18 protein-coding genes are annotated in these 23,992 nt (G+C 69.4%); 6 read left to right on the forward strand and 12 right to left on the reverse strand.

The genetic code is table 11. The features are described 5' to 3' along the window. Window positions 1–171: 171 nt before the first annotated feature. From LIN44_RS19400 to imuA, 3 genes are read right to left on the reverse strand one after another with little or no spacing between them, the layout of a single operon-like run. Window positions 172–3,624, reverse strand: coding sequence for an error-prone DNA polymerase (locus tag LIN44_RS19400; RefSeq protein WP_227315886.1), 3,453 nt, complete (start codon window positions 3,622–3,624; stop codon window positions 172–174). Then, window positions 3,621–5,195: a DNA polymerase Y family protein gene (locus LIN44_RS19405; protein ID WP_227315887.1), complete on the reverse strand. Its 1,575-nt coding sequence runs from the start codon at window positions 5,193–5,195 to the stop codon at window positions 3,621–3,623. The genes LIN44_RS19400 and LIN44_RS19405 overlap by 4 nt, the downstream gene beginning before the upstream one ends. Next, window positions 5,128–6,048, reverse strand: coding sequence for a translesion DNA synthesis-associated protein ImuA (gene imuA, locus LIN44_RS19410; RefSeq protein WP_227315888.1), 921 nt, complete (start codon window positions 6,046–6,048; stop codon window positions 5,128–5,130). The genes LIN44_RS19405 and imuA overlap by 68 nt, the downstream gene beginning before the upstream one ends. Before the next feature lie 302 nt (window positions 6,049–6,350). Here imuA and LIN44_RS19415 point away from each other — a divergent pair, with 302 nt between their 5' ends. From LIN44_RS19415 to LIN44_RS19425, 3 genes are all read left to right on the forward strand, one after another. Further along, window positions 6,351–6,638 (forward strand): helix-turn-helix domain-containing protein, encoded by a 288-nt coding sequence (locus LIN44_RS19415; protein ID WP_227315889.1) that lies wholly within the window; start codon window positions 6,351–6,353, stop codon window positions 6,636–6,638. After that, a complete protein-coding gene (locus tag LIN44_RS19420) occupies window positions 6,635–7,954 on the forward strand; it encodes a type II toxin-antitoxin system HipA family toxin (RefSeq protein WP_227315890.1) in 1,320 nt (439 codons plus the stop codon). The genes LIN44_RS19415 and LIN44_RS19420 overlap by 4 nt, the downstream gene beginning before the upstream one ends. A gap of 75 nt (window positions 7,955–8,029) precedes the next feature. After that, window positions 8,030–8,938 carry a DMT family transporter gene (locus LIN44_RS19425; protein WP_227315891.1) on the forward strand — a complete coding sequence of 303 codons (909 nt, stop codon included), beginning with the start codon at window positions 8,030–8,032 and terminating at the stop codon, window positions 8,936–8,938. A gap of 15 nt (window positions 8,939–8,953) precedes the next feature. Here the strand turns inward: LIN44_RS19425 and LIN44_RS19430 are convergent, their stop codons facing one another. From LIN44_RS19430 to LIN44_RS19445, 4 genes are all read right to left on the reverse strand, one after another. Continuing rightward, on the reverse strand, window positions 8,954–11,233 hold the full coding sequence (locus tag LIN44_RS19430; protein ID WP_227315892.1) for a xanthine dehydrogenase family protein molybdopterin-binding subunit: 2,280 nt from the start codon (window positions 11,231–11,233) through the stop codon (window positions 8,954–8,956). Next, complete coding sequence (locus tag LIN44_RS19435; RefSeq protein ID WP_227315893.1) at window positions 11,230–12,330, reverse strand: xanthine dehydrogenase family protein subunit M; 1,101 nt, start codon at window positions 12,328–12,330, stop codon at window positions 11,230–11,232. Before LIN44_RS19435 ends, LIN44_RS19430 begins: the two co-directional genes overlap by 4 nt. Further along, complete coding sequence (locus LIN44_RS19440; protein WP_227315894.1) at window positions 12,327–12,869, reverse strand: (2Fe-2S)-binding protein; 543 nt, start codon at window positions 12,867–12,869, stop codon at window positions 12,327–12,329. The genes LIN44_RS19435 and LIN44_RS19440 overlap by 4 nt, the downstream gene beginning before the upstream one ends. Window positions 12,870–13,044: 175 nt before the next feature. Continuing rightward, the gene (locus LIN44_RS19445; RefSeq protein ID WP_227316375.1) at window positions 13,045–14,013 is read right to left on the reverse strand and encodes an AraC family transcriptional regulator; all 969 of its coding nucleotides are present in this window, start codon (window positions 14,011–14,013) and stop codon (window positions 13,045–13,047) included. A 248-nt stretch (window positions 14,014–14,261) separates the two neighbouring features. Here LIN44_RS19445 and LIN44_RS19450 point away from each other — a divergent pair, with 248 nt between their 5' ends. From LIN44_RS19450 to LIN44_RS19465, 3 genes are read left to right on the forward strand one after another with little or no spacing between them, the layout of a single operon-like run. Further along, window positions 14,262–14,606 carry a hypothetical protein gene (locus tag LIN44_RS19450; RefSeq protein ID WP_227315895.1) on the forward strand — a complete coding sequence of 115 codons (345 nt, stop codon included), beginning with the start codon at window positions 14,262–14,264 and terminating at the stop codon, window positions 14,604–14,606. Next, window positions 14,596–15,255, forward strand: a complete 660-nt coding sequence (locus LIN44_RS19455) for a Dabb family protein (protein WP_227315896.1) — start codon at window positions 14,596–14,598, stop codon at window positions 15,253–15,255. Before LIN44_RS19450 ends, LIN44_RS19455 begins: the two co-directional genes overlap by 11 nt. Continuing rightward, window positions 15,252–16,445 (forward strand): SDR family NAD(P)-dependent oxidoreductase, encoded by a 1,194-nt coding sequence (locus tag LIN44_RS19465; RefSeq protein ID WP_304524194.1) that lies wholly within the window; start codon window positions 15,252–15,254, stop codon window positions 16,443–16,445. Before LIN44_RS19455 ends, LIN44_RS19465 begins: the two co-directional genes overlap by 4 nt. A gap of 35 nt (window positions 16,446–16,480) precedes the next feature. On the opposite strand, the gene LIN44_RS19470 is transcribed toward LIN44_RS19465, so the two are convergent. The 5 genes from LIN44_RS19470 to LIN44_RS19490 all read right to left on the reverse strand — a co-directional run bounded on the left by LIN44_RS19470 (window position 16,481) and on the right by LIN44_RS19490 (window position 23,961). Next, entirely contained in the window at window positions 16,481–17,104 is a 624-nt protein-coding gene (locus LIN44_RS19470) for a 2-hydroxychromene-2-carboxylate isomerase (protein WP_227315897.1), read from the reverse strand. Then, a complete protein-coding gene (locus LIN44_RS19475) occupies window positions 17,101–18,423 on the reverse strand; it encodes an MFS transporter (RefSeq protein ID WP_227315898.1) in 1,323 nt (440 codons plus the stop codon). The genes LIN44_RS19470 and LIN44_RS19475 overlap by 4 nt, the downstream gene beginning before the upstream one ends. Window positions 18,424–18,464: 41 nt before the next feature. Beyond that, window positions 18,465–19,244 carry an aldolase gene (locus LIN44_RS19480; RefSeq protein ID WP_227315899.1) on the reverse strand — a complete coding sequence of 260 codons (780 nt, stop codon included), beginning with the start codon at window positions 19,242–19,244 and terminating at the stop codon, window positions 18,465–18,467. Window positions 19,245–19,359: 115 nt separating this feature from the next. Further along, entirely contained in the window at window positions 19,360–20,253 is an 894-nt protein-coding gene (locus tag LIN44_RS19485; protein ID WP_227315900.1) for a LysR family transcriptional regulator, read from the reverse strand. A gap of 138 nt (window positions 20,254–20,391) precedes the next feature. Beyond that, window positions 20,392–23,961, reverse strand: coding sequence for an indolepyruvate ferredoxin oxidoreductase family protein (locus tag LIN44_RS19490; protein WP_227315901.1), 3,570 nt, complete (start codon window positions 23,959–23,961; stop codon window positions 20,392–20,394). Between the last annotated feature and the right edge of the window lie 31 nt (window positions 23,962–23,992).

The raw sequence follows: 23,992 nt of genomic DNA on the forward strand, positions 1-23,992 counted from the left end.
GTAGACCTGCAGCACTAATGCCGCACCATGAAAAAATGCCCCGTGTCCGCCGGCGCACGGGCATTTGTCTTTGGTCAAAACCGGCGCGCAGCACGTACCGTTGCCTGAAGAAGCAGGAAAGCGGAAAGCAGCTTCCGCGACCTGGCCAGCGGCAACGAGGCGGCCGGTAATTCAATGAAAATCCCGGCTCCCCACCAGCAACCGTCCCAGCATCGGACTCAGGTCCACCAGCTCCTTGGCCACCAGGTGGCGCACGTCGCCCTGGCGCTGCCAGGTGCCGACCACGCCCAGCAGCGTGGCCCCCAGCACCTCCTTGCGCTGGCGCTCGACCAGGTCTGGCCACAGGATCAGGTTGATGCTGCCGGTCTCGTCCTCGATGGTGGCGAAGATGGTGCCGCTGGCGGTGGACGGGCGCTGGCGCACGGTGACGATGCCGCAGGCGCGCACGCGGCGGCCGTTGGCGCAGCGTTCGAGCTGGCTGGCGGTGGCAAAGCGCATCGCCGCCAGCTTGTGCCGCAGCAGCGCCAGCGGGTGCGACTTGAGCGACAGGCCCAGGCTGGCATAGTCCGCGGTCACGTCTTCGCCCAGGCGCGGCGCGGGCAGCGCCAGCGCGGCTTCGGCGGGCGGCGCTTGGTACAGCAGGTCGCGGTGCGCGGCATGCGCTGCCGCGGCGCGTGCCTGCCAGCGGGCCTGGCGGCGGTTGCCGGCGAGCGGCGCCAGCGCGTCGGCGGCGGCCAGCACGTCGATGTCGTGGCGGTCCAGGCCGGCGCGCAGGGCCAGGTCTTCGACGCTGTCGAAGGCACGCTGCGCGCGCGCGGCCTCGATGCGCAGCGCGGCGGCTTCGCGCATGCCCTTGACCCGGCCCAGGCCCAGGCGCACGCGCGGATGCGGCGGCTGGTCTTGCCGGGTGCTGGCCGTATCGGACTCCGGCGCCGGCTCCAGCGTGCTGTCCCAGCGGCTGATGGTGACATCCACCGGCAGCACCTGCACACCATGGCGGCGCGCGTCCTGCACCAGCTGCGAGGGCGAATAGAAGCCCATCGGCTGGCTGTTCAGCAGCGCGCACAGGAAGGCCGCCGGATGGTGGCACTTGAGCCACGAACTCACGTACACCAGCTTGGCGAAGCTGGCGGCATGGCTTTCGGGGAAGCCATATTCGCCAAACCCCTCGATCTGCTTGCAGATCGCCAGCGCAAAGGATTCCGGATAGCCGTTGCCGGTCAGCGCGCGCACCAGCGCGTCCTGGTGCTGGCGCAGGTCGCCGCGCCGCCGCCACGCCGCCATCGAGCGGCGCAGCTGGTCGGCTTGCCCGGGCGAAAAACCCGCCGCGTCGATGGCCAGCTGCATCACCTGCTCCTGGAAGATCGGCACGCCCAGCGTGCGCCCCAGCACCTTCTCGATCACCGCGTTGAAGTAGACCGGCGGCTTGCGCGTGCGGCGGAAGGCCTCGCGCCGCTTCAGGTACGGATGGACCATGCCGCCCTGGATCGGGCCCGGCCGCACGATGGCCACCTCCACCACCAGGTCGTAGTACTCGCGCGGCTGCAGCCGCGGCAGCATCGATTGCTGCGCGCGCGACTCGATCTGGAACACGCCGATGGTGTCGGCCTTGCAGATCATGTCGTAGGTCTGCGTGTCTTCCTTCGGGATGTCTTCCATGCGCGCCGGCAGCCCCGCGCGCGCCGGGTCGCGGCTGGGATTGGGGATCATCTCCAGCGCGCGCCGGATCGCCGACAGCATGCCCAGCGCCAGCACGTCGACCTTGAGCAGGCCCAGCGACTCCAGGTCGTCCTTGTCCCACTGGATCACGCTGCGGTCGGCCATGGCCGCGTTCTCGATCGGCACCAGCCGCGACAGCTTGTGCCGCGCAATCACGAAACCGCCCACATGCTGCGACAGATGGCGCGGAAAGCCGCGCAGCTGCGCGGTCAGGCTGGCCCACTGCTGCACCGCCGGGGACTCGGGATCGAGCCCGTAGCGGGCGATCTTGTCGACAAAGCCCGGGCCGCCGTCCCACCATGCCTGGCCCTTGACCACCTGCTCGACCACGCTGGCGTCGATGCCCAGCGCACGGCCCACGTCGCGCAGGGCGCTGCGCGAACGGTAGGTGATCAGCGACGCCGCCAGCGCGGCGCGATGGCGGCCGTATTTGTCGTAGATGTACTGGATCACCTCTTCGCGCCGCTGGTGCTCGAAATCCACGTCGATGTCGGGCGGCTCATCGCGCTCGCGCGACAGGAAGCGGCCGAACAGCAGGTTGGCCTGCTCTGGGCTGACCTCGGTCACATAGAGGCAGAAGCACACCAGCGAATTGGCGGCGGAGCCGCGCCCCTGGCACAGGATGCCGCGCGAGCGCGCAAAGCGCACGATGTCGTGCACCGTGAGGAAGAACGGCTCGTAGTGCTTTTCCTCGATCAGTTCGAGCTCTTCTTCCAGCTGCTTGTCCCACTCTGGCTTGAGGCCGTTGGGAAAGCGCTCGCGCTTGCCGCGCTCGACTTCCTTGCGCAGGTAGGAGATCGGGGTCTCGCCGGGCGGCACCAGTTCCTCGGGGTACTCGTAACGCAGCGTGCCCAGCGAGAAATCGCAGCTCTGGGCAATCTTCAGCGTCTGCGCCAGCGCCTCGCGCGGATACAGGCGCGACAGCACCTGGCGCATGCGCAAATGCTGCTCGGCATTGGGCGCCAGCGCCATGCCGCATTCGGCCAGCGGCTGGCCCAGCCGGATCGCGGTCAGCACGTCGGACAGCGGCTTGCGCGAGCGCACGTGCATGGTGACCGCGCCGGCCGCGGCCAGCGGCACGCCGGTCCGGGCCGAGACCGCTTCCAGGCGCGCGCGGTGCAGGGCATCGGCATGGCCCTGCAGTTGTTCCAGCGCGATCCAGGCACGCTCGCCGAACACGGCGCGGCACCACTCGGCCTGCGCCAGCAGCCGCTCAGGCTCGGCGCAGTAGTCGGGCAGCAGCAGCGCCACGCAGCCGGGCATGCCGCGCAGGTGGGCGACGTCGCCGGCCGGCGCGGCGAGGTCTTCGGGATGCAGCCGGTAGCTGCCCTTCTGCGCGCGCCGGCGGCCCAGCGTGATCAGCTCGCTCAGGTTGCCGAAGCCCTCGCGATGCTGCGCGATCAGCACCAGCCGCAGCGGCGCCTGCGCCGAACCATCGGCCGGGGTCAGGCTGAAGCGGCTGCCGATCAGCAGCGCGAACGCATCGGCGGCGCGGGCCAGCGCCTGCAGCCGCCGGTGGCGGTTGGCAAGGAAGTCGGGATCGTCATCGCCGGTGCCGAAGGCATCGCCGTCGTCCAGCAGCGGTTCATCGACGCCTTGAGCGACGCCCTCCGCGCCGCCCCCCACCCCGCATGCAGCGCTGCGCGCCACCGCGTCGTGCAGGCGCTTGCGCAGCGTCTCGATGGCATCGTGCGCGCGCGCGGTGCCGGCCACCGAGCATTCATCGGTCAGCGCCAGCCCGCTGTAGCCCAGGCCGAAGGCGCGCTCGATCAGCTCGCCCGGGTGCGAGGCGCCGGTCAGGAAGGTGAAGTTGGAGATGCAGTGCAGCTCCACGTAATCCGGCAGCGCCGGCAGCAAACCCGGCAAGGACGCCGGCCACGCGGGGGGCAAAGGCGGCGCGCTCATGCGAACAACCCATGCAGGAACCAGCGATACTCGCCGCCATCGTCCTGCGCCGCATGGCCCGGACGCTCGCGGAAGATCCAGCAGCGCAGGCCGTCGGCGCGCTCGGCGATAAAGTAGTCGCGCGTGGCCAGCGCCCCGTCCCACCAGCCGGCCTCGATGCGCTCGGGCCGGCTCAGCAGCGCCAGCGGGCCGCCGTGGCAAGGCCGGTGGCCCTGCACCGGCAGCGGCAGCGGTTGCGGCAGCAGCCACAGCGGGCGCTCCGGCTGCGGCTGCGGCTGCGGCTGCGGCAGGCTGGCGGGCTTGCCGCCGGGCTCGTCGACCGGGCACCAGCGGTTGGCGCGCTCGGGCCGGTGGTCGGCCAGCGGCCGCGGCTGCAGCACGTTGTCGCGGCCCAGCCGCGCCATCAGCGTATCGAGCAGGCGGCCCAGGTCTTCCGGCGTGCCGCCGGGTTCGGGGAACAGCGCATCGCTTTGCGGCACGCAGGCGGCCATGGCTTCCACCCGCAGCGCCAGCCCGGTCACCGGGGCATGGAAGCTGAGCTTGTCGAGCTTTTCGCGCAGCAGCCGCGACAGGTGCGCGGGATCGCGGCTGGGCTGGGCCAAGCCCAGTGGCACCGGGGTGCCTTCGGTCGCGGCGCCGCGCCGGTAGCGCTCGTGCTCCAGCACCAGCACGCAGCGCGTCACGCCGGCCTGCTGCGCCGCCAGCCAGCCCGCCAGCGCCAGCAGCAGCCGCTGCGCGCCGGCCAGCACGGCTTCGGCGGATTCGATGCGGCCCGGCAGGTCCATGCGCTGTGCAAACGCGGGCGGCGCCACAAACCAGATAAAGCGCGCCGGCGCCTCGCCATAGGCCTGGTCCAGCCGAGCCAGCAGCGCCGGGCCCAGCCGGCGCGTCAGGCCCGCGCGCGGCAGGCGCCGCACCTCGCCCAGCGTGCGGCAGCCGATGCCGTCCAGCCAGGCCGGATCGGCCAGCGTCTGCAGCGCCTCCACCGGCAGGCGGTCCAGCAGCCGGTGCAGGCGCGCCATGCCCACCGCCCGGCGGCCGGGCCGCACCACGCCGCGGCGCGTGCGCCGCAGCGGCTGGCGCGCCAGCCATGCGGCGCCGTGCGCGGTGGGCCCGGCCCCCACCTGGGCAATGGTGCCGAGCTGGCGCACGCAGGCACGCACCGCGCGGCACAGCGCACGGTGGCCGCCGAACAGGCGCAGGCTGGCGCTGACATCGAGCATGACGGTGGCCGACTCCGGCTCCTCGTCGACGGTCACGGCCGGCGTGAAACGCAGCAGGGCCAGCGCCACCGCTTCCATCAGCGCGGCTTCGGCGGCCGGGTCGCGCTCCAGCTGCACGATATCGGCCGACAGTGCCTGCACGCCGCCGCGGCGCATGCCATAGCGCACACCCAGCTGCATGGCCGGGCCATTGGCCAGCACCACCTGCTCGCGCGCCATCACCGCCACCGGCAGCGCATGGTGCAGGGTGGCGGCGGACACGCTCTCGGCGGGCGCCAGCTCAGGCCAGTTGGGCTGCAGGGCGTCCAGGGGCAGGCGCGGCAGGTGCACCGCGATCCAGTACGGCATCGGAAGAAAGCTGAGAAGACTGCGCCAGCGGTTCAGGCCCGGCCGGCGCCGGCGCAGGCGCGCCTGCCGGGACCGGCCAGGCGGCCGCGCGCGTGGCCGCCGCCATGCCGTCCAGGCGCAGCAGCAGCGGCGTGTCCCGCACCGGCCCGCGGCGCTTGTGGAAGGTGATCGACAGCACGTTGCCGGGCAGCGGCGCCAGCAGCAGCCGCAGCACCGCGGGCGACGACTCGCGCAGCGCCGCCGCCGGGCGCAGCGCCCATGCCACCGCGTCGCCGGCCTGCGCCAGCACCTGCAGCCGCCGCAGCGCCTCGGGACGCGCCGCGGGCAGCCACACCAGCACGCCGCCGAAGGCCTGGCTGCGCAGCAGCTGCTCGGCGGCCCACAGCATGTCGGCCTGCTGCGCGGCCCTGGCCGCTTCGGCCGGAGCACGCACCCAGTAGCACTGCCGCGCCGGCAGCCCGGCCGCGGCCAGCCCCATCGCATTGGGCAGGTAAGGCGGCGCCACCAGCGCAATGCGCCGCCCCGCCCCGGCCAGCGTGCGCAGGGCCGGCAGCAGCAGGCGCATTTCCCCCGCGCCGCCCTGCGTGGTCAGCAGTTCGGTCAGGCCGCCGGCCGGCCAGCCGCCGCCGGGCAGTTCCGCCGACAGCGCGTCGTAGCCGGTCGGGCACACCGCGGCCGCGCCGGCGCGGCCCAGCTGGCCGGCCCGCCACAACCCGGGATAGCGCTGCTCAAGCGCTGACAGCGCCTGCTGGCGCTCGGCCGCGGCAGGCCAGGCAGGTTCGGAAGCCGCCGGCGCAGGGAAAAGCAGACCCTCCGCCGCCCTTGGCGGGGCTGCGTGCAATGGCGCAGTCATGTGAAGTTGGCGTCGCTCGCCAGCAGCGGCGAGGATTTAGGATATTTACGATGACTGTATATTTATACAGTATCGACGGCAAGGCAAGCGATAACGAGAGAGGTGGCTGCAGAGGCACCAGCGGCATGTCCCGACGACACGCCGGCGCCGTCTCGCACGCATGTCCTTGGCCACCGTAGCTGCCGTGCCCTATCATTCCATAGAATGCTTTCTTACAAAAAAAGCTTCTATCGAATGATGAACACGAAGCCGGCCAGGGAAGGTATCATGCGAAAGAATGATTTTTTCAGCTGACTAATGCCATGTCATTAATCTCCCAATGCCGACAATTGCGGGAAGCCCGGGGCAAGAGCCTGGGCGACCTCGGCCGGATTCTCGGCATGGCGGCGCAAAACCTGTCGGCCATCCTGCTCGGCAAGAAGGACAGCCGCGCTTCCACGCTGGAAGCGCTGGCAGCCGCGCTGGACGCGCAGTGGGTGCTGGTTCCCAACGAGCGGCTTGCCGAAGTCCGTCAGGTACTGGAAGGCAAGGGCAGCGGCCCCGACCGCAGCGCCCGCGCCGCGCTCGATATCTTCCTGGATCAGGAATGAGCTACGCCCTGCATCCCCGTTTCCTGGAGGTTCGGCTATATGACCGGTTGTGCGGCTACCTGTGCGAGGCCGGCGGCAATGTCCGCTTCGTTCCCGCCGATGAATTCCGCGGCGACACCGACCGCCCTACGCTGAGCCTGTCGATCACCGTGCCGACCGAAGCCGGCCGCCGGGCCACCGCCGAGGTGCTGGACAACCCCTTCCATCCCGCGGTCTACAGCACCGGCCATGAACTGCCGCCCTACTTTGCCGGGCTGCTGCCCGAAGGCGAACTGCGCAAGCGGCTGGAGGCCACGCGCAGCCATCCCGAAGACAAGGACGACTTCGGCATCCTGGCCTCGGCCGGCAATGACCTGCCAGGAGCCGTCGTGGTCCGGCCGGCGGACATCGGCGCCCTGCCCGCCTACGCCCGCGCCTACGGCGTGACCGGCGGCGCCGACAACCTGGAGATCGCCGTGGTCGAAGGCGCCACGCAAGGGGCGGCGTCGGTCTCCGGCGTGCAGAACAAGCTGGCGCTGTCGACGGTGCAGGACGGCAAGCGCTACACGCTGCCGAGCCACGGCAGGCTGTCCGACATCATCGCCAAGCTGCCGGCCCGGAACGACGACGCGCAGGTGTTCAACGAATCGGTCTCGATGCAGCTGGCCGCCGCCGCCGGCGTGCATGTCGCGGCCACGCGGGTCTTGCCGGTGTCGACCATCGCGGTGGAGGGGCTGGCCGAGGCCCTGGGCGAGCATCTGCACTACCTTGCGGTCGACCGCTTCGACCGCACCCCGGGCGGGCGCGTGCATGCCGAGGACGGCTGCCAGATGCTGGGCCGGATGCCGGCCAGGAAGTACGCCAGCATCGACGGCTACGTGCAGCTGGTTGCCACGCTGTACCGCCTGAGCCCGAGCGGGGTCGAGCATGTGCGGCAGTTCTTCCTGCGCCAGGCGGTCAATACGCTGATCGGCAACAGCGACGCGCACCTGAAGAACTTCTCGGTGATCTACCCCAATGGCGTGCTGCCGGTGCTGTCGCCCGCGTATGACATCGTCTGCGTCGCCGCGCTGCCCGGCTTTGCCTCGTACGGCCAGAACGTCGCCATCGACAGGCTGCAGCGCGAGGAAACCCTGGCCACGTACGAGTCGATCGCCGAGCAAGCCGGCGTGCCGCGCCGCATCGCCACCGCCGCGGTCAGGGAAGCGGTGGCGCTGGCGCATGCCCGCTGGCCGCGCCTGCTGGACGAACTCGACGCACCGCGAGCCATCCGCGAGGTCGTCACCGGGCGGCTGGCGACGCTGCCGCTGGCGCGCGCGGCGCGCCCGGGCCGGTGAGTGCCCGCGCCGCGAAGCGGCACCTGAAGCATCGCCATCGCGGATAATGCGCCATCCCCCCATCCACCTCGCCCCATGCCCGCCAGCAGCCCCAGCACCCGACGCCTCGACTGGACCACCCTGTTCCTGCTGACCTTTCCCCCGCTGAGCTGGGCCGGCAACGCCATCGTCGGCCGGCTTGCCGCCGGCACCATACCGCCGGTCACGCTGAACTGGGCGCGCTGGGTGCTGGCCGGCATGCTGCTGGCGCCGTTTGCCTGGCGCGGCGTGGTCGAGCACCGCGCGCTGCTGCGCCGGCACGCGGGCGTGATCACCGCCATGGGCATCCTGTCGATCGCCAGCTATAACGCGCTGCAGTACCTGGCGCTGACCAGCTCGACGCCGATCAACGTGACGCTGATCGGCGCGTCCACGCCGCTGTTTCTGATCGTGATCGGCGCGCTGTGCTTCGGCGAACGGGTCCGGCCCTGGCATGTCGCCGGCGCGCTGCTGTGCATGGTCGGCGTGACCTTCGTGCTGGTGCGCGGCGAACTGGCGCGGCTGGCGCAACTGGACCTGGTGCCGGGCGACCTGTACATGCTGGCGGCCACCATCGCCTGGAGCGCCTACACCTGGCTGCTGCGCAAGCAGCGTCCCGCGCTGCCCCTGCCGGTGCTGCTGTTCGCACAGATCGTCACCGGCGTGCTGGCCAGCGCGCCGGTGACGGCATGGGAACTGCTGACGCTGGCGCAGCCGCTGCAATGGAACGGCAAGGTCGCGGGCATCCTGCTCTATGTCGCGACCATCCCGTCGCTGCTGGCCTACTTTGCCTGGGACCGCGCCATCGCGCGCGCCGGCGCGCAGTTGCCGGTGTTCTTCATCACGCTGACGCCGGTCTTCGCCGCGCTGCTGTCGACGGTGCTGCTGGGCGACTGGCCGCGCTGGTACCACGGCGTCGGGCTGGCCGCGATCGCCGCCGGGATCTGGCTGGCGCAGCGGCGCTGACGGCGGCCGGCCGGATCAGCGCGCCATGACCTTGTCCGGCGTCATCGGCGTGCTGCGCAGCCGCCTGCCGGTGGCGTGGTAGATGGCATTGCTGATCGCGGCGGCAACGCCCACCAGCCCGATTTCGCCCACGCCCTTGGCGCCCAGGCTGCTGACCACGCGGTCGTCCTCGTCGACAAAGATCACGTCGAGGTCCTGGATGTCGGCGTGCGAGGCGATGTGGTACTCGGCAATATTGCGGTTCATGAAGCGGCCGAGCGCATGGTCGCTGTGCGTTTCCTCGTGCAGCGCCTGGCCGATGCCCCACACCATGCCGCCCAGGATCTGGCTGCGCGCGGTCTTCGGGTTGATGATGCGGCCCGCCGCCACCGCGCTGACCACGCGCGTGACGCGCACGGTGCCCAGCGCCTCGTCGACGCGGACCTCGCAGAACACCGCCGAGTGCGCGGCGCGCGTGTACTGCTTCTGCTTGAACAGATTGGGCAACTGCAGGAACGATGCCTCGATCTGCTCACGCCGCGCCGCCTCCAGGATGCCGGCCAGCGGCAATGACATGTCCGGGCGCGCGCGCAGGCTCACGGTGCCGTTGTTGAACACCAGCTCCTCGTAGCGGGCGCGCTCGAAGCCGGAACCCTGCATGCGCCGCGCCATGTGCCACAGCATCCGGCGCAGCTTGTCGCATACGCCGTCGACCGCCGTGCCGACCGTGGCCACGTGCGCCGAGCCCCCTTCCACCGGCGCCACCGGCAGGTCCGAATCGCCCAGCACGAAGCTCACCTGCTCCAGCGGCAGGCCCAGCGACGCGGCGGCAATCTGGCTCATCACCGTCAGCGTGCCGGTGCCGATGTCGGTGGCGGCGCACGCTACCTCGAGCCTGCCGTCGGCGCGGAATACCGCGCGGGCGCGGCTGAACATCTGCAGCGCATCCCAGGTGCCGCTGGCCATGCCCCAGCCGATCAGCTCGTGGCCAGCGCGCATCGAACGCGGCTGCGGCGGCCGGCTGGCCCAGCCGAACCGTTGCGCGCCCTGCTCGTAGCATTCCCGCAGTGCCTTGCTCGAGAACGGCAGGCCGCTGGCCCCATCGCGCTCGGCGTAGTTCCGGAGCCGCAGCGCCAGCGGATCCATTCCCACCGCATAGGACAACTCATCCATCGCGACCTCGATCCCATGCACGCCGTGCGCGGCGCCCGGCGCGCGCATGTCGGCCGGCGTGGGCTGGTCGAGGTCGACCAGCTTGTAGTCCTGCCGGCTGTTCTCCGACGCATAGAGCTGCGTGGACCAGTTGACCACCACCTCGACGTAGTGCTCCATGCGCGAGGTCTCGGCCACGGCTTCGTGGATCAGGCTTACCAGCCTGCCATCGGCCTCGGCGCCCAGCCGCACGCGCTGCCAGGTTTCGGGCCGGTGGCAGAACGTAAACATCTGCGGGCGCGTCAGCACCACGCGCACCGAGCGCTCCAGCGCCAGCGACGCCATCACCGCCAGGATCAGCTGGTACTGCGGCCGCAGCCCCGAGCCGAACGCGCCGCCCACATATTCATTGCGCACCGTGACCTTGCGTTTGGGCAGCCCGAACACGCGCGACACCATCCAGCGCGAATTCTGCGAGCCCTGGGTCTTGTCGTAGATGGTCAGGTGGCCGTCGCCGCCGCGGACCACCGTGGTGGCGTGCATCTCCATCGGGTTGTGGTGTTCCACGCCGCTGTAGAACTCGGCGTCGACCTTGCAAGGCGCGCGCGCGAAGGCGGCGTCGGCATCGCCGCGCGGCCTGGGCGGGCCGGAATAGCCTGCCTTGAAGCGCATCGGCTTGCCGGCGCGGCCCAGGTGGTCCAGCAGGCTGGTCTGGTGCGGCCATGCCTGGTACCGCACGCGCACCAGCGTGGCGGCATGCCGCGCCGCCTCGAAGGTCTCGGCCACCACCAGCGCGACCGGCTGGCCGCTATACCAGATGCGTGCATCGTGCAGCGGCTTGAACGGCGAACCGGCGGGGGCGACCATGTCCTTGTAGAACAGGTCGAGCGAACGCACGCGCGGGCGGCGTTCATGGGTCAGCACGTCCAGCACGCCCGGCACCGCCAGCGCGGCGCTGCAATCGATCGACACGATGCGCCCGCGCGCAATGGTGCTGTTCACCACCACTCCGTGCGCGAGGTCGAAGGCCGGATGCTCGGCGGCATAGCGCGCCGTGCCGGTGACCTTGGCGACGCCGTCGAGACGCGAGACCGGCGTGCCGATGCCGACCGGCCCCGTGCCGGGCCGCGCGCGCGGCGTACATTGCGGGATCGGATCGGTCATGGCAGCTCCTCCTCGCTGAAGGCAACTTCGCCGGTATTGCTGAGCACGCCGGCGACCGCCATTTCCAGCGCGCGCACGATGGCGCGCTCGGCCAGCGCGATCTTGAAGCTGTTGCCAGGCAGGCTTTCGGGCACGGCCGGGCCGCCCCAGGCGCGCGCATCGCGCAGCAGAAAGCGGGCCGCCGAGGCAAAGTGCTCGGCCGTGGCGGTCCGGCCCTGCAGCTGCGCCTCGGCCTCGGGATCGCGCCACGGCTTGTGGGCCACGCCGCCCAGCGCAAGCCGCGCGGCGCGCACGGTGCCGTCGTCGGCCAGGTCCAGCGCGGCCGCCACCGACACCAGCGCGAACGCAAACGAGGCGCGCTCGCGCAGCTTCAGGTAACAGGCATGGCGCGCGAATTCGCCGGCCGGCGGCAGCACGATGTGGGTGACCAGTTCGTCCGGGCGCAGCGTGGTGTCGATGTGTGGCCGATCTTCCGGCAGGCGATGGAACTCATGAAACGGAATCTCGCGGCGTCCGCTGGCCGACGCCACGTGCACCACCGCCCCCAGCGCCGCCAGTGCCACGCACATGTCGGACGGATGGGTCGCGATGCAATGTTCGCTCGCGCCGAGGATGGCATGCTGGCGCGCCAGCCCGGTCGCGGCAGGGCAGCCGCTGCCGGGCTCGCGCTTGTTGCAGGGCACGCCCGGATCGTAGAAGTAATAGCAGCGCGTGCGTTGCAGCAGGTTGCCGCCGTTGGTCGCCATATTGCGGATCTGCGCCGAGGCCCCGGCCAGGATCGCCGCGCGCAGCAGCGGATACTGGCCGCGCACCAGCGGATGCTGCGCGGTATCGGCGTTGCTGGCCAGCGCACCGAGCCTGAGCCCGCCTTCGGCCGTCGCCTCGATCATCCGCAGCGGCAGCTGCCTGACGTCGACCAGCGCGGCCGGATGCATCATGCCGCCCTTTACCAGGTCGATCAGGTTGGTGCCGGCGGCCAGGAAGTGCGGCGCACGGTCCTCGCCAAGGCTATGCACGCCCGCGGCCTGCTGCGCCGCGGCGATCGACTGCAGCGCGGCTTCCACCGTGGTCGCGCGCTCATAGCGGAACGGATTCATGACGGCTCCTGGTCGCGGTCGGTCAGCCCGGCGACTTCGGCAATCGCTTCGACGATCTGCGCATACGCCCCGCAACGGCACAGGTTGCCGCTCATGCGTTCGCGGATCTCCTGCCGGCTCGCCGGGGGATGCTCGTTCAGCAGGCCCAATGCCGAGCACAGCTGCCCCGGCGTGCAATAGCCGCACTGGAACGCGTCGTGGTCGATAAAGGCCTGCTGCAGCGGATGCAGCGCGCCGCTGTCGCGGTCGGCCAGCCCTTCCACGGTGGTGATGTCGGCGCCGTCATAGGACACCGCCAGGCACAGGCAGGACTTCATGCGCTTGCCACCGATCAGCACCGTGCACGCGCCGCATTGGCCGTGGTCGCAGCCCTTCTTGGTGCCGGTGAGCTGCAGCTGCTCGCGCAGCAGGTCCAGCAGGATCACCCAGGGAGCCAGCACCAGCGCGTGGGTGATGCCGTTGATGTGCAGCGTGGTGGGGATCTGTTGCAGTGCGCCGGCATGGGGTGCCGGGGGAGCAAGCGCGTCTTCCAGGGCCATGGGGCGCCTCCGCTGGGTCACGTTCCGGGGAATTGAACGGAGGCAGCAAGCGTCATGCCATCGGTGTCACCGGCTTCGCCCCGTCGCATGCGAGCAGCGGCGCGTGCCGCCGTGCCGGCCGGCTTTGCACATATTGCCGCCGGCGCCTTGCACGAATTACCGCAGTGCCGTGGGCTTACCGTGTGGCCTGACCCTGGCTGGCGCGCCGGAACTGCGTCGGCGCGTGTCCGGTCCAGCGCTGGAAGGCCCGGCGGAATGCTTCCTCGCTGGCAAAGCCGAGTTGCTCGGCAATCCTTCCCACGCTCCAGCGGGTGGTGCGCAAGCATTGTTCGGCGTACTCCTGCAGGCTGTGTTCGCGCAATTGCCGGTAGCTGCTGCCGTCCGCCGCGAGCCGGCGGCGCAGCGTCGGTTCGCTGACATCGAAGCGGACTGCCAGTTCGGCCAGCGTCGGCAGCCTGGCGCCATGCACCAGCGCCGCGTGCAGCGTGCCGCGCACTTGCTGGCTCAGCGAGACCACCTCGAGCGGCGCCCCGACCAGCCGGTACGGCAGATCCTTCAGGAAAGCCTCGAGCTCCGCCGCCTGACGCACCACCGGCCAGTCGAGCATCGCCCGGTCGAACTCGAAGCCGTAGGCCGGGTTGCCGGACGTCACCGGGGCATGGAACAGGCCGAGGAAAGGCAAGGCATCCTCGCGCCGCGGATGCGCGAGGCTGACACGGCTCGGGCGTATCGGCTGGCCCACCAGCCAGCCGAACAGCAGCAGGTAGAAAAAAAGCCCGGTCAGGTCCACCAGGCACGCCGCCGAGGATTGCACACGCCGCCGCGAATCCATGTGAAACACCGCTTGGCCCGCGCGCTCCTCAAGACTAAGCGCGCCGGCGCGCGGATACAGCATCGCGCAAAAATCGGCCGCGCAGCGGATCGCATCCCGCAGCGTCGGGCAACTCAACACGCACCGGCACAGCAGATCCACTTCCTGCTTGCACATGGGCGGGTGGCCGTCGCCTTTGGCGACCAGCGCCTCGAGCCGCTCGATCGCGGCGCGATAGAGCGCGGTGAACTGTGCGGGCCGCGACGGTTCGGCACCGGCGTCCGGCAGCGCGACGCCCTGCCGCTTCAGCTCGTCCAGCAGGCGCTGCACCATGCCGTGCGGAACAGGGACGGGACTCCCCGGGAGGTGGGCGTTCATGTGGGCGTTCATGGGCGCTGGTCCTGATGGCTTCGGTAGCGGTGCTTGATCGTCCGGGTAGGGGTCCGTTGCCGACGGGCCTCCCATAATCATCCCGGCACTTCCCTGGCGCGCGCAGTTGCGTACCGTCCGGGCCATGGAGGTTGCCATGCGCGCAACGCCATGCCTATACGGGACAACCCATGAGATGACGCCACCCAGACATGATCCACATACTCGATGAAATCGTGCTCGCGCCGGGCAACCTGCCCGCCGTGCTTGAGCTGCTGGAAGGCCAGTACTTGCCCGGCAGCGCCGCCCGGGACCTGGCGCTGGTGCAGCGCTGGGTTTCGCCGCCCGTGGCGCTGGAGGATGCGCCCAATACGCTGTGGCTGCTGTGGCAAGTGCCGGATGCGCCTGCCTACTACGCCATGCGCGCCGGCATTGACGGCCCCGCCCTGGCCTTCTGGTCGGCAGTCGGCTCCCTGATCGAATCCCGCCGCCGCCATGTGATGGCCGCAGCGACCAGCGAGCTGCCCAAGCCGAAGGAGCCCTGCGATGCGCCTTGAGACTGCGCAACTGCGCTTGCACACCGGTACTTCCGCCGGGATGGACGCGCCGGAGCAAGCCCTGCTCGATCGCGTCGAGAGGCTGCCCGGCCTGCATCGGGTGGCGCTCGGCCGCAACCTGCCGGGAAGCTGGGGCGCCGGCGATTACACGCTCGACCTGCAATGCAAGCCCGACTCGTCCGCGGCGCATGCCGATACCGCCGGCCTTGCTGCGGCGCTGGACGGCATCGCATCGGTCGATCACGTCGCCTATCGCGCGATCGCGGGCGGACTGCGGGCGCCGCAACTGCGCCAGGGCATCTGGCGCACGCTGATGTTCCGCGTCCGCCCCGATGCGCCGCCCTGGCAGGTCCACGGCCTGGAGCAGGATCTGCTGCGGATGCCGGCTTACATGCCCGGCATCCGCAACTGGCGGCTGGCGCGCGTGGTGTCGCCGGGCACGTGGACCCATGTGTGGCAGCAGGAGTTCGCCAGTGCGGACGATCTGCTCGGCGAATACCTGATGCACCCGTTCCATTGGGCACGGGTCGACCGCTGGTTCGACCCGGAGCATCCGCAATGGACGGTCGAGGCGATCTGCCATGCCTTCTGCCCGCTGTCGGCCAGCCTGATTGCCGACCCCAACCCTAACGAGGACACCGCGCCATGACCGGAGCCGGGAAACTGACAGGAAAGATTGCGCTGGTGACCGGCGCCAGCCGCGGCATCGGCCGTGCCATCGCGCAGCGCTTCGCCGCCGAAGGCGCGCTGGTGGTGGCGAGCGCACGGCGCATCGGCCACGCCGGGGAAGACGGCACGCTGGCCACTGAGCCAGCCCGAACAGTCAGCGAGGTAAGCCACATGGAAGAAAACATGCGCGCGGTCCTGATCGACCGTCACGGCGGGTCCGATGTCATCCGGCTCGGAGAGGTCGCAACGCCAAAACCGGCTGCCGGCGAAGTCCTGATCCGCGTCGCCTGCGCCGGCGTGAATCCCGCTGACTGGAAGTGCCGCGAGGGTTATCTGAGCCCGTTCATGCAAACCCGCTTTCCCTTCGTGCTCGGCTTCGATGCCAGCGGGGTGGTGGCCGCGGTGGGAGCCGGCGTCACCGGCTTCGCGCGCGGACAGCGCGTGTTCGCGCAAACCGGGGTCGGCGCCGGCCAATGGGGAGCGTATGCGGAATACGTTGCCGTCGGCCAGGATTGCGTGGTGCCGATTCCCGACCACCTGGCATTCGAAGAAGCCGCGGCGGTCCCGACGCCGGCGCTGGCGGCCTGGACCGGGCTCTTCGACGACGGCGGACTCAAGGCGGGCCAGACCGTGCTGGTGCATGGCGGCGCGGGGGCGGTCGGCACCTTCGCCGTGCAACTGGCCAAGGCCGCCGGCGCAAGCGTCGCCGCCACCTGCAGCGCGGCGCGCCGCGACGCACTGATGGCGCTCGGCTGCGATCTGGCCATCGACTACCGTGCCAGCGATATCGGCGCCGCCGTGTGGGCCTGGGCGCCGGCCGGCGTGGACCTGGTGCTCGACACAGTAGGCTGCGGCACCCTGCCGATGGGGCTGGACCTGCTCAGGCCAGGCGGCATCCTCGTGGCCATCCTGACCCTGGTCGGCGGCGACGCCGGCCCGGACCACGCCGAAGCCGCGCGGCGCGGCCTGCGCACCGCGGTTGCGTTCAGCAAGATGCCAAGCGGCGCCCGGCTGGGCGAAATCGCAGCGCTGCTGCACAGCGGGCGCCTGCGGCCGCCGCGCATCGAATGCCTGCCGCTGGAGCAGGCCGGGCGCGCGCTCGACCTGGTGCAGTCGGGCCGGGCGGGGAGCAAGCTGGTGCTGCGGGTCGCTGAGCCGCCGAACGCGTAAAGGGTCGCGCGCCGGCCGCGTGGCCGCCTGGCCGCTTATCCGGTCCGCGCGGGCCTGCGTGCGCGGATCGCCTCCTCGAGCATGTCGAGCCGGTCCTGCCCCCAGAACAACTCGCCTTCGAACACATAGGCGGGCGATCCGAACACACCTGCGCCGACGGCCTCATCGGTGTAGCGCTGGTAGCGCATCCCGGTTTCCCTGGCGCGCGCCAGCTCCATGACGCCGCTGCCATCCAGACCGAGGCGCTCAAGGATGGCTTGCAGCGTCGGCTCGGCAGAGATGTCCAGGTCCTCGCACCATTCGGCGCGGAGAATTGCCTTGTACAGCGCAAGCACGGGCAAGCCCAGCTCATCGGCAGCGATCACGATACGAGAGGCGAGCTCCGCGTCCGGACACATGTACCTGGGCGTGGGGTTCACGTAGATCCCCAGCTTCCTGCACCATCGTTCCAGCTCGACAATCCGATAGTGCTGTCGCTCCGCTGAACGCTGCCCCAGCAGCACGCCTCCCGTGCGCGCATACACCTCGGGAAGATCGACGGGCTTGTGCCGGATTTCCACCCCAGTGCGGCGTGCCAGCGCATCCAGCCTGTCGGCGCCGAGGTACGCCCAGTCGGAATTGAGCCAGAAGTAGTAGTCGATATGCGCACCGGCGTTCATACCCGCTCCACCTTTGCCAGCGGGACCGCATGCCGGGCCCCGTTCACATCGCGCATCAGTGCCGTACTGACAAAGGCGATCACGCTAAGTGCACCCAGGTACCAGACGATGTACGAGGGATCGCCACCGCCATGATTCAACAGGGACGTGGCCACGATGGGCGCCAGGCCCCCGCCGATCGCGCCGGAAACCTGAACCGCGATCGAGATGCCGCTATAGCGAACCTCGGGCGGAAACTGCGCGGAGAACAGGCTGCCTTCCGGTCCGTAAAGGCAGGCGTAGACGAGACCGATTGCGACGGCCACGGCAATCGTGATATTGCCCGCGTCGAGCGTCTGCAGCAGGGCGAAGAACTGCGGCGCAAAGACCAGGATCCCCAACGTGCCGGCCATGAATACCCATTTGAAGCCGAAGCGGTCACCCAGGATCCCGAACAGGGGCATGGTGAACATCGCGACGGCAGCGCCCCAGACCGTGGCCTCGAGCATGACGGTCTTGGGTATGCCGAGCGTTCCCGTGGCATATGCCAGGGCAAAGGTCACAACGGTGTAGAACCATGTGACTTCCGCCAGACGACCACCAACCACGGTCAGGACCTGGCGCGGATAGCGGCGCAACACCACCAGGGCCGGCATCTCGACCTTCTCGCCAAACTTTTTCATCTGCTCGAAGTCCGGAGACTCGCTCACTTTTGCCCGGATGAACCAGCCTACCGCGAGCAGGACCACACTTGCCAGGAACGGCATGCGCCATCCCCACGTCAGCATGTCCTGCTCCGGCAAGGTTGCGACCATACCCATCGCCAGCGATGACAGGATCAGACCCGGCGCCACCCCTGCCTGCGGCAGGCTGCCAAAAAAGCCCTTCTTGCCTTCGGGTGCGTGCTCGACCGCCATCAGCACCGCACCACCCCACTCGCCCCCGACGGCGACGCCCTGCAGGAAACGAAGCAGCACGAGCGCGACCGCGGCCCAGTAGCCGATGCTGTCATAGGAAGGGATCAGGCCAATGAGGATGGTCGGGATCCCCATCATGAACAGCGTAATCAGCAGCATGGACTTGCGTCCGACGCGATCGCCAAAATGGCCAAAGACAATACCTCCCAGCGGGCGCGCAAAGAAGCCGACCGAGTAGGTGGCGAAGGCCGCCAGGGTGCCTGTCAGGGGATCGAACGAGGGAAAGAAGATCTTGTTGAAGATCAGGGCTGCCGCGGTTCCATAGAGGAAGAAGTCATACCATTCGATCGTCGTGCCCATCATGCTGGCCAGGCCGGCCGTGATGTAGTGGCGGCGCGAGCGCATGCCTTGTTGCGAGGTCATCGTCTTGTCTCCTTGTCTGTCTGATGTGAGCTGCCCGCGCGTCATGGCTTGACGTACGGCGCGATGCCATGCGTCTGGCGGGCCCAGTACGAGAACGTGGAGTTGACGATGGACGGCTTCAGCAGGTAGTCGTGAGCCTCCCTCGCCAGGTCTTCATTGACCGGCGTGAGCGGACCGAAAGCCTGTGCGCGGATTTGCATGCGGGCAGCGCGTTCGAGGTAGACGGACAGATAGGTCGCCTCTTCGCACGTCTTGCCTGCGGTCAGGTAGCCGTGGTGCGCGAGGATGATCGCCCGCTTGTCACCCAGCGCCTGCGAGATGATCACGCCTTCCTGGTCTGCAATCGGAACTCCGGGCCAGTCCCCGAGGAACGCGCAGTCGTTGTGCAACGGGGTCATGTCCATCTGCGCGATGACCAGGGGCTGGCGCGCGGCAGCGAGGGCGCTGGCCCAGGGCGAATGGGTGTGGATGATGGCGTTGACGTCTGGCCGGGCGTCGTAGACCCACAGGTGGAAACGCGTTGCCGGATTGGCCATGCCGCCGCCGCTCAGCGTATTGAGATCGCGATCGACCTCGATAAAGTCGGCAGGCGTGGCTTCGTCGAAGCCGAGGCCGAAACGCAGGGTCCAGTAAGCGCCCGGCCGTTCGGAACGGACACTGATCTGGCCTGCCAGGCCCGCTTCCTGCTCCGTCATGGCCAGGATCCGGCAGGCATAGGCCATGGTTTCTTGCGTCGTGCGCGACTGGCTCGGCAGATGCTTCGCCATGTCGCTGGACGCGCGCTGGTCGAAAAACGACTTGTCTCTCAGGGGGGCGTTCATACTGGTTTTCTCCGGGTTTTCCCTGCGACGAGAGGTCGAAAGGATCGGGATCCAGTATGGAATTGGGGTTTCAGGTGAGCTACGGAGCCGGCTTCATAGCAGCTATGTCACGGCTTCACGTGTCCAGTGCCCGCGCAACCTGCAGCGCACATGCGAGCAGGGCCGCGGCCAGCGGAAAGGGCTCGCGCTCGGGATGCGTCATTGCCACCATGCGGCGTTTCAACAGCGGCGCGTGGATCCTGGCCTTGCTCAGGCCATATTCGGCGAGCAGCTTGTCCGGCAGGCGGCTTGGCAGGATGCAGGATCCGACCCCGCTGGAAACAAGCTTCAGCATGGCATCAACGGTCTCCGCCTCGGCGACATAGGATGCCTTCAGCCCGGCGCTATCCAGCATCCGTCTCAGGGCATATCCATGGGGAAAGGCAACCAGGCGAAGGTCGCGGTCGCGCAGGTCGACGCCGCGATCGTCCGGGAGCGGGGCCATATTGCCCTTTTCTACCAGGCACATCGTATCGTCGAAGAGCGGATAAACCGCCAGCGACGCAGTGTCTACCGCTGTATCGTAGGCCACGCCCAGATCCGCCTTGCCGCTTTCCACCAGCGCCACGACCTCCTGCGAGCTGCGCCCCATCATCGAGAGGTTGACGCCGGGATGCGCACTGACGAAACTCGCCACCACATCGCCGATAAAGTAGTAGCTGACCGTGTGGACCAGGGCCAGCCTGACCGTCCCTTCCGTACTGCCATACGCGTCCCGGATCGTATCCACTGCGTGGTCGATGGCGCGATAGGGTCCTTCGATCGCTGCCTGCAGCCTCTGCCCGGCTTCCGTCAAGGCAACGCCACGCCCCGTTCGCGTAAACAACGCCTTGCCAAGGTGGGCTTCGAGCGCAGCCAATTGCTTGCTGACGCCGGATTGGGTCTGGTTCAGGTCATCCGCAGCCTTGGACAACGATTTCAGCGAGGCGATACGCAAAAAGCTTCGCAGCAGGCGGTCGGGGGTTTCCATGGCTTGGGGGCGGTAGTTTTGCCGCCATTCTGCATTCGGCGCGGCCGTGGCCGCAACCGTACCGTTGCGGCACCCTATGCCAGCGGTCCCGCAACGATCCTTGATCTCACGTCGCCGTGAGGACCACCGCGCGCCGCCTCAGGCCGCATCCCGCCGCGCCGCACCCCGATACTGCGCCAGCAGCGCCTCACGCCGCACCGCCGCCGCTGCCATGCTGGCCTCCTTCACATGCCCATAGCCACGGATATCGTCCGGCAGCGCCGCCAGCGCCAGCGCGGTGTCGAGGTTGTCGGCGCTCAGCGAGGCGGCGAACTCTTCGACCATGGCCAGGTAATCGCTGACCAGCGCGCGCTCGGCGCGGCGTTCCGCGGTCTTGCCGAACACGTCGAGCGCGGTGCCGCGCAGGCCCTTCAGGCGCGCCAGCAGGCGGAATGCCGTCATGGTGCGCGGGCCGAAGCGGCGCTTGAGCAGGCGGCCTTTGTCATCGGCCTTGGCCAGCAGCGGCGGTGCCAGCCAGAAATTGAGCTGGTAGTCGCGGCCGGGCTCGCCTTCGAACTGCGTGCGCAGCTTGTCGAGGAAAGCCGGATCGGTGTAGAGGCGGGCCACCTCGTACTCGTCCTTGTAGGCCATCAGCTTGGCCAGGTTGCGCGCCACGGCCTCGGTCAGCGGCAGCTTGCGGTCGATGCCCAGCTGCTGCTCCGCGGCGCGGATGCGCGCGACGGCGTCGCGATAGCGCGCGGCATAGGCGGCGTTCTGGTAGTCGGTCAACAACGCCTCGCGCTTGCGGATCAGGGTGTCGAGCGTCTGCGGCATCGACACCACCTGCGCGCTGGCGGCGACCGGTGCATCCGGCAGCAGCGCCTTGACCGCGGCCTCGCCGTGGTGGGCGAGGTAGCGGCCCCATTCAAAGGCGAGGCGGTTCTTCTCGACCGACACGCCGTTGAGTTCGATGGCGCGCATCAGGCTGGCGTGCTGCAGCGGGATCCAGCCCTTCTGCCAGGCAAAGCCCAGCAGCAGCGGGTTGGAGTAGATGGCGTCGGCCAGCAGGGTCACCGCCCAGGCGCTGGCGTCGAGGAAGGCGCAGGCCTCGCCCACGCTGGCGCGCAGGTCCTGCTCGGCGCTGGCGCCGGGGAACTTCCATTTCGGGTTCTTGATGAATTCCGCGGTAGGCGTGTTGGCACTGTTGACTACTGCGGCGGTCAGTCCGTGCCGGACCTTCGACAGCACTTCCGCCGACGCCGAGACGATGGCGTCGCCGCCGATCACCAGGCGCGCCTCGCCGGTGGCGATGCGGGTCGCATGCAGGTCGGCCGGCGCCGGCGCGATCTGCACGTGGCTGATCACCGCCCCGCCTTTCTGCGCCAGGCCGGCCATGTCGAGCACGGTCACGCCCTTGCGCTCCAGGTGCGAGGCCATGCCCAGCAAGCCGCCGATGGTGACCACGCCGGTGCCGCCGACGCCGGTGACCAGCACGCCGTACGGGCGCTCCAGGGCCGGCAGCCGCGGCAGCGGCAGCGCCGCGAAATCAGCGCCGCTACCCTTGCCCGCGGCCCCTGCGGGCTTGCGCACCTGCGCGCCTTCGGCGGTGACAAAGCTCGGGCAGAAGCCGTTGACGCAGGAGAAGTCCTTGTTGCATGACGACTGGTTGATGCGGCGCTTGGTGCCGAGTTCGGTCTCCAGCGGCTCCACCGACAGGCAGTTGGACTTGGCCGAGCAATCGCCGCAGCCCTCGCACACCGCGTCGTTGATAAAGGCGCGTTTGGCCGGATCCGGATAGGTGCCGCGCTTGCGGCGGCGGCGCTTCTCGGTGGCGCAGGTCTGGTCGTAGATCAGGATGGTGACGCCTTCGGTGTCGCGCAGCTCCAGCTGCACGGCATCGAGCTGGTCGCGATGGAACACCGCCACGCCGGACGGCAGCACAGCGCCGTCGCCATACTTTGCGGGCTCGTCGGTGACGACCACCAGCTTCTTCGCGCCCTCGGCCAGCACCTGGTGCGCGATCTGCGGCACCGTCAGCACGCCGTCGATGGGCTGCCCGCCGGTCATCGCCACCGCGTCGTTGAACAGGATCTTGTAGGTGATGTTGGCCCTGGCCGCGATCGAGGCGCGGATCGCCAGCAGCCCCGAGTGGAAGTAGGTGCCGTCGCCCAGGTTGGCAAACACGTGCTTGTCGTCGGTGAAATGCATCTGCCCGGTCCACGCCACGCCCTCGCCGCCCATCTGGCTGAAGGTCTCGGTATTGCGGTCCATCCACAAGGTCATGTAGTGGCAGCCGATGCCGGCCAGCGCGCGCGAGCCTTCCGGCACGCGCGTCGAGGTGTTGTGCGGACAGCCCGAGCAGAACCACGGCTTGCGCTCCACCGCGATGCGCGGCTGCGCCGCTTCGCGCTCCTTGGCCTCGATCAGCGCCACGCGCGCGGCAATGCGCGCGCGCACCGCCTCGGGCAGGTCGAAGCGTTCCAGGCGCCGGGCGATGGCCTTGGCGATCAGCGCCGGCGACAGCTCGTAGTGCGCCGGCAGCAGCCAGTCGCCGCGCGGCACCGACCACTCGCCGCCGTCGTTGCCACGCTGGTCGAACTTGCCGAAGACCTTGGGCCGCACATCCTCGCGCCAGTTGTACAGCTCTTCCTTCAGCGCGTACTCGAGGATCTGGCGCTTTTCTTCGACCACCAGGATCTCTTCCAGGCCGGTGGCGAACTCGCGCGCGCCGTGCGCCTCCAGCGGCCACACGCAGCCCACCTTGTAGACGCGGATGCCGATCCGGGCGCAGGTGTCGTCATCCAGGCCCAGGTCCGCCAGCGCCTGGCGCACGTCCAGATACGCCTTGCCGGCGGTCATGATGCCGAAGCGCGCGTTGGGCGAATCGAGCACCACGCGGTTCAGGCGGTTGGCGCGCACGTAGGCCAGCGCCGCATACCACTTGTGGTCGAGCAGCCGCGCTTCCTGCTCGAGCGGGGAATCGGGCCAGCGGATATTGAGGCCGCCCGCCGGCATGGCAAAGTCCTGCGGCAGCGCGATTTGCACGCGGTCCGGGTCGATCTCGACCGAGGCGGTCGACTCGACCACGTCGGTGACGCACTTCATCGCCACCCACAGGCCGGAATAGCGGCTCATGGCCCAGCCATGCAGGCCGTAGTCGAGGTACTCCTGCACGTTGGCGGGATACAGCACCGGAATGCCGGCCGCCTGCAGCACGTGCTCGGACTGGTGCGCCACGGTGGAAGACTTGGCGGCATGGTCGTCGCCGGCCAGCAGCAGCACGCCGCCATGGCGCGACGAGCCGGCGGAGTTGGCGTGCTTGAGCACGTCGATGGAGCGGTCGACGCCGGGCCCCTTGCCATACCACATCGAGAACACGCCGTCGCGCTTCGCGTTGGGGAACAGGTTGACCTGCTGGCTGCCCCATACCGCGGTGGCGGCGAGGTCTTCGTTGACGCCCGGCTGGAACACCACGTCGCTGGCGGCAAGGTGCTGCTTGGCCTTCCACAGCGCCTGGTCCACGCCGCCCAGCGGCGAGCCGCGATAGCCCGAGATAAAGCCGGCGGTATTGAGCCCGGCGGCGCGGTCGCGCGCCTTCTGCAGCATCGGCAGGCGCACCAGCGCCTGCACGCCGCTCAGGTAGACGCGGCCCTTCTCCAGGGTGTACTTGTCGTCGAGGCTGGCGCTGGCCAGGGCTTCGAGCAAGGCGGGGTTCAGCGGGGCATTCACGATGTGGGTCTCCGGTGCTTTGTTCTGGTTG

Origin of the sequence: Cupriavidus sp. MP-37 (assembly GCF_020618415.1) — a bacterium.
Taxonomy (GTDB): Bacteria; Pseudomonadota; Gammaproteobacteria; order Burkholderiales; family Burkholderiaceae; genus Cupriavidus.

Bases quoted from the DNA above. Each gene is read 5' to 3' on its own strand.
- LIN44_RS19400 (WP_227315886.1), bottom strand. From the start codon at position 3,624: ATGAGCGCGCCGCCTTTGCCCCCCGCGTGGCCGGCGTCCTTGCCGGGT.
- LIN44_RS19405 (WP_227315887.1), bottom strand. From the start codon at position 5,195: ATGCCGTACTGGATCGCGGTGCACCTGCCGCGCCTGCCCCTGGACGCC.
- imuA (WP_227315888.1), bottom strand. From the start codon at position 6,048: ATGACTGCGCCATTGCACGCAGCCCCGCCAAGGGCGGCGGAGGGTCTG.
- LIN44_RS19415 (WP_227315889.1), top strand. From the start codon at position 6,351: ATGTCATTAATCTCCCAATGCCGACAATTGCGGGAAGCCCGGGGCAAG.
- LIN44_RS19420 (WP_227315890.1), top strand. From the start codon at position 6,635: ATGAGCTACGCCCTGCATCCCCGTTTCCTGGAGGTTCGGCTATATGAC.
- LIN44_RS19425 (WP_227315891.1), top strand. From the start codon at position 8,030: ATGCCCGCCAGCAGCCCCAGCACCCGACGCCTCGACTGGACCACCCTG.
- LIN44_RS19430 (WP_227315892.1), bottom strand. From the start codon at position 11,233: ATGACCGATCCGATCCCGCAATGTACGCCGCGCGCGCGGCCCGGCACG.
- LIN44_RS19435 (WP_227315893.1), bottom strand. From the start codon at position 12,330: ATGAATCCGTTCCGCTATGAGCGCGCGACCACGGTGGAAGCCGCGCTG.
- LIN44_RS19440 (WP_227315894.1), bottom strand. From the start codon at position 12,869: ATGGCCCTGGAAGACGCGCTTGCTCCCCCGGCACCCCATGCCGGCGCA.
- LIN44_RS19445 (WP_227316375.1), bottom strand. From the start codon at position 14,013: ATGGTGCAGCGCCTGCTGGACGAGCTGAAGCGGCAGGGCGTCGCGCTG.
- LIN44_RS19450 (WP_227315895.1), top strand. From the start codon at position 14,262: ATGATCCACATACTCGATGAAATCGTGCTCGCGCCGGGCAACCTGCCC.
- LIN44_RS19455 (WP_227315896.1), top strand. From the start codon at position 14,596: ATGCGCCTTGAGACTGCGCAACTGCGCTTGCACACCGGTACTTCCGCC.
- LIN44_RS19465 (WP_304524194.1), top strand. From the start codon at position 15,252: ATGACCGGAGCCGGGAAACTGACAGGAAAGATTGCGCTGGTGACCGGC.
- LIN44_RS19470 (WP_227315897.1), bottom strand. From the start codon at position 17,104: ATGAACGCCGGTGCGCATATCGACTACTACTTCTGGCTCAATTCCGAC.
- LIN44_RS19475 (WP_227315898.1), bottom strand. From the start codon at position 18,423: ATGACCTCGCAACAAGGCATGCGCTCGCGCCGCCACTACATCACGGCC.
- LIN44_RS19480 (WP_227315899.1), bottom strand. From the start codon at position 19,244: ATGAACGCCCCCCTGAGAGACAAGTCGTTTTTCGACCAGCGCGCGTCC.
- LIN44_RS19485 (WP_227315900.1), bottom strand. From the start codon at position 20,253: ATGGAAACCCCCGACCGCCTGCTGCGAAGCTTTTTGCGTATCGCCTCG.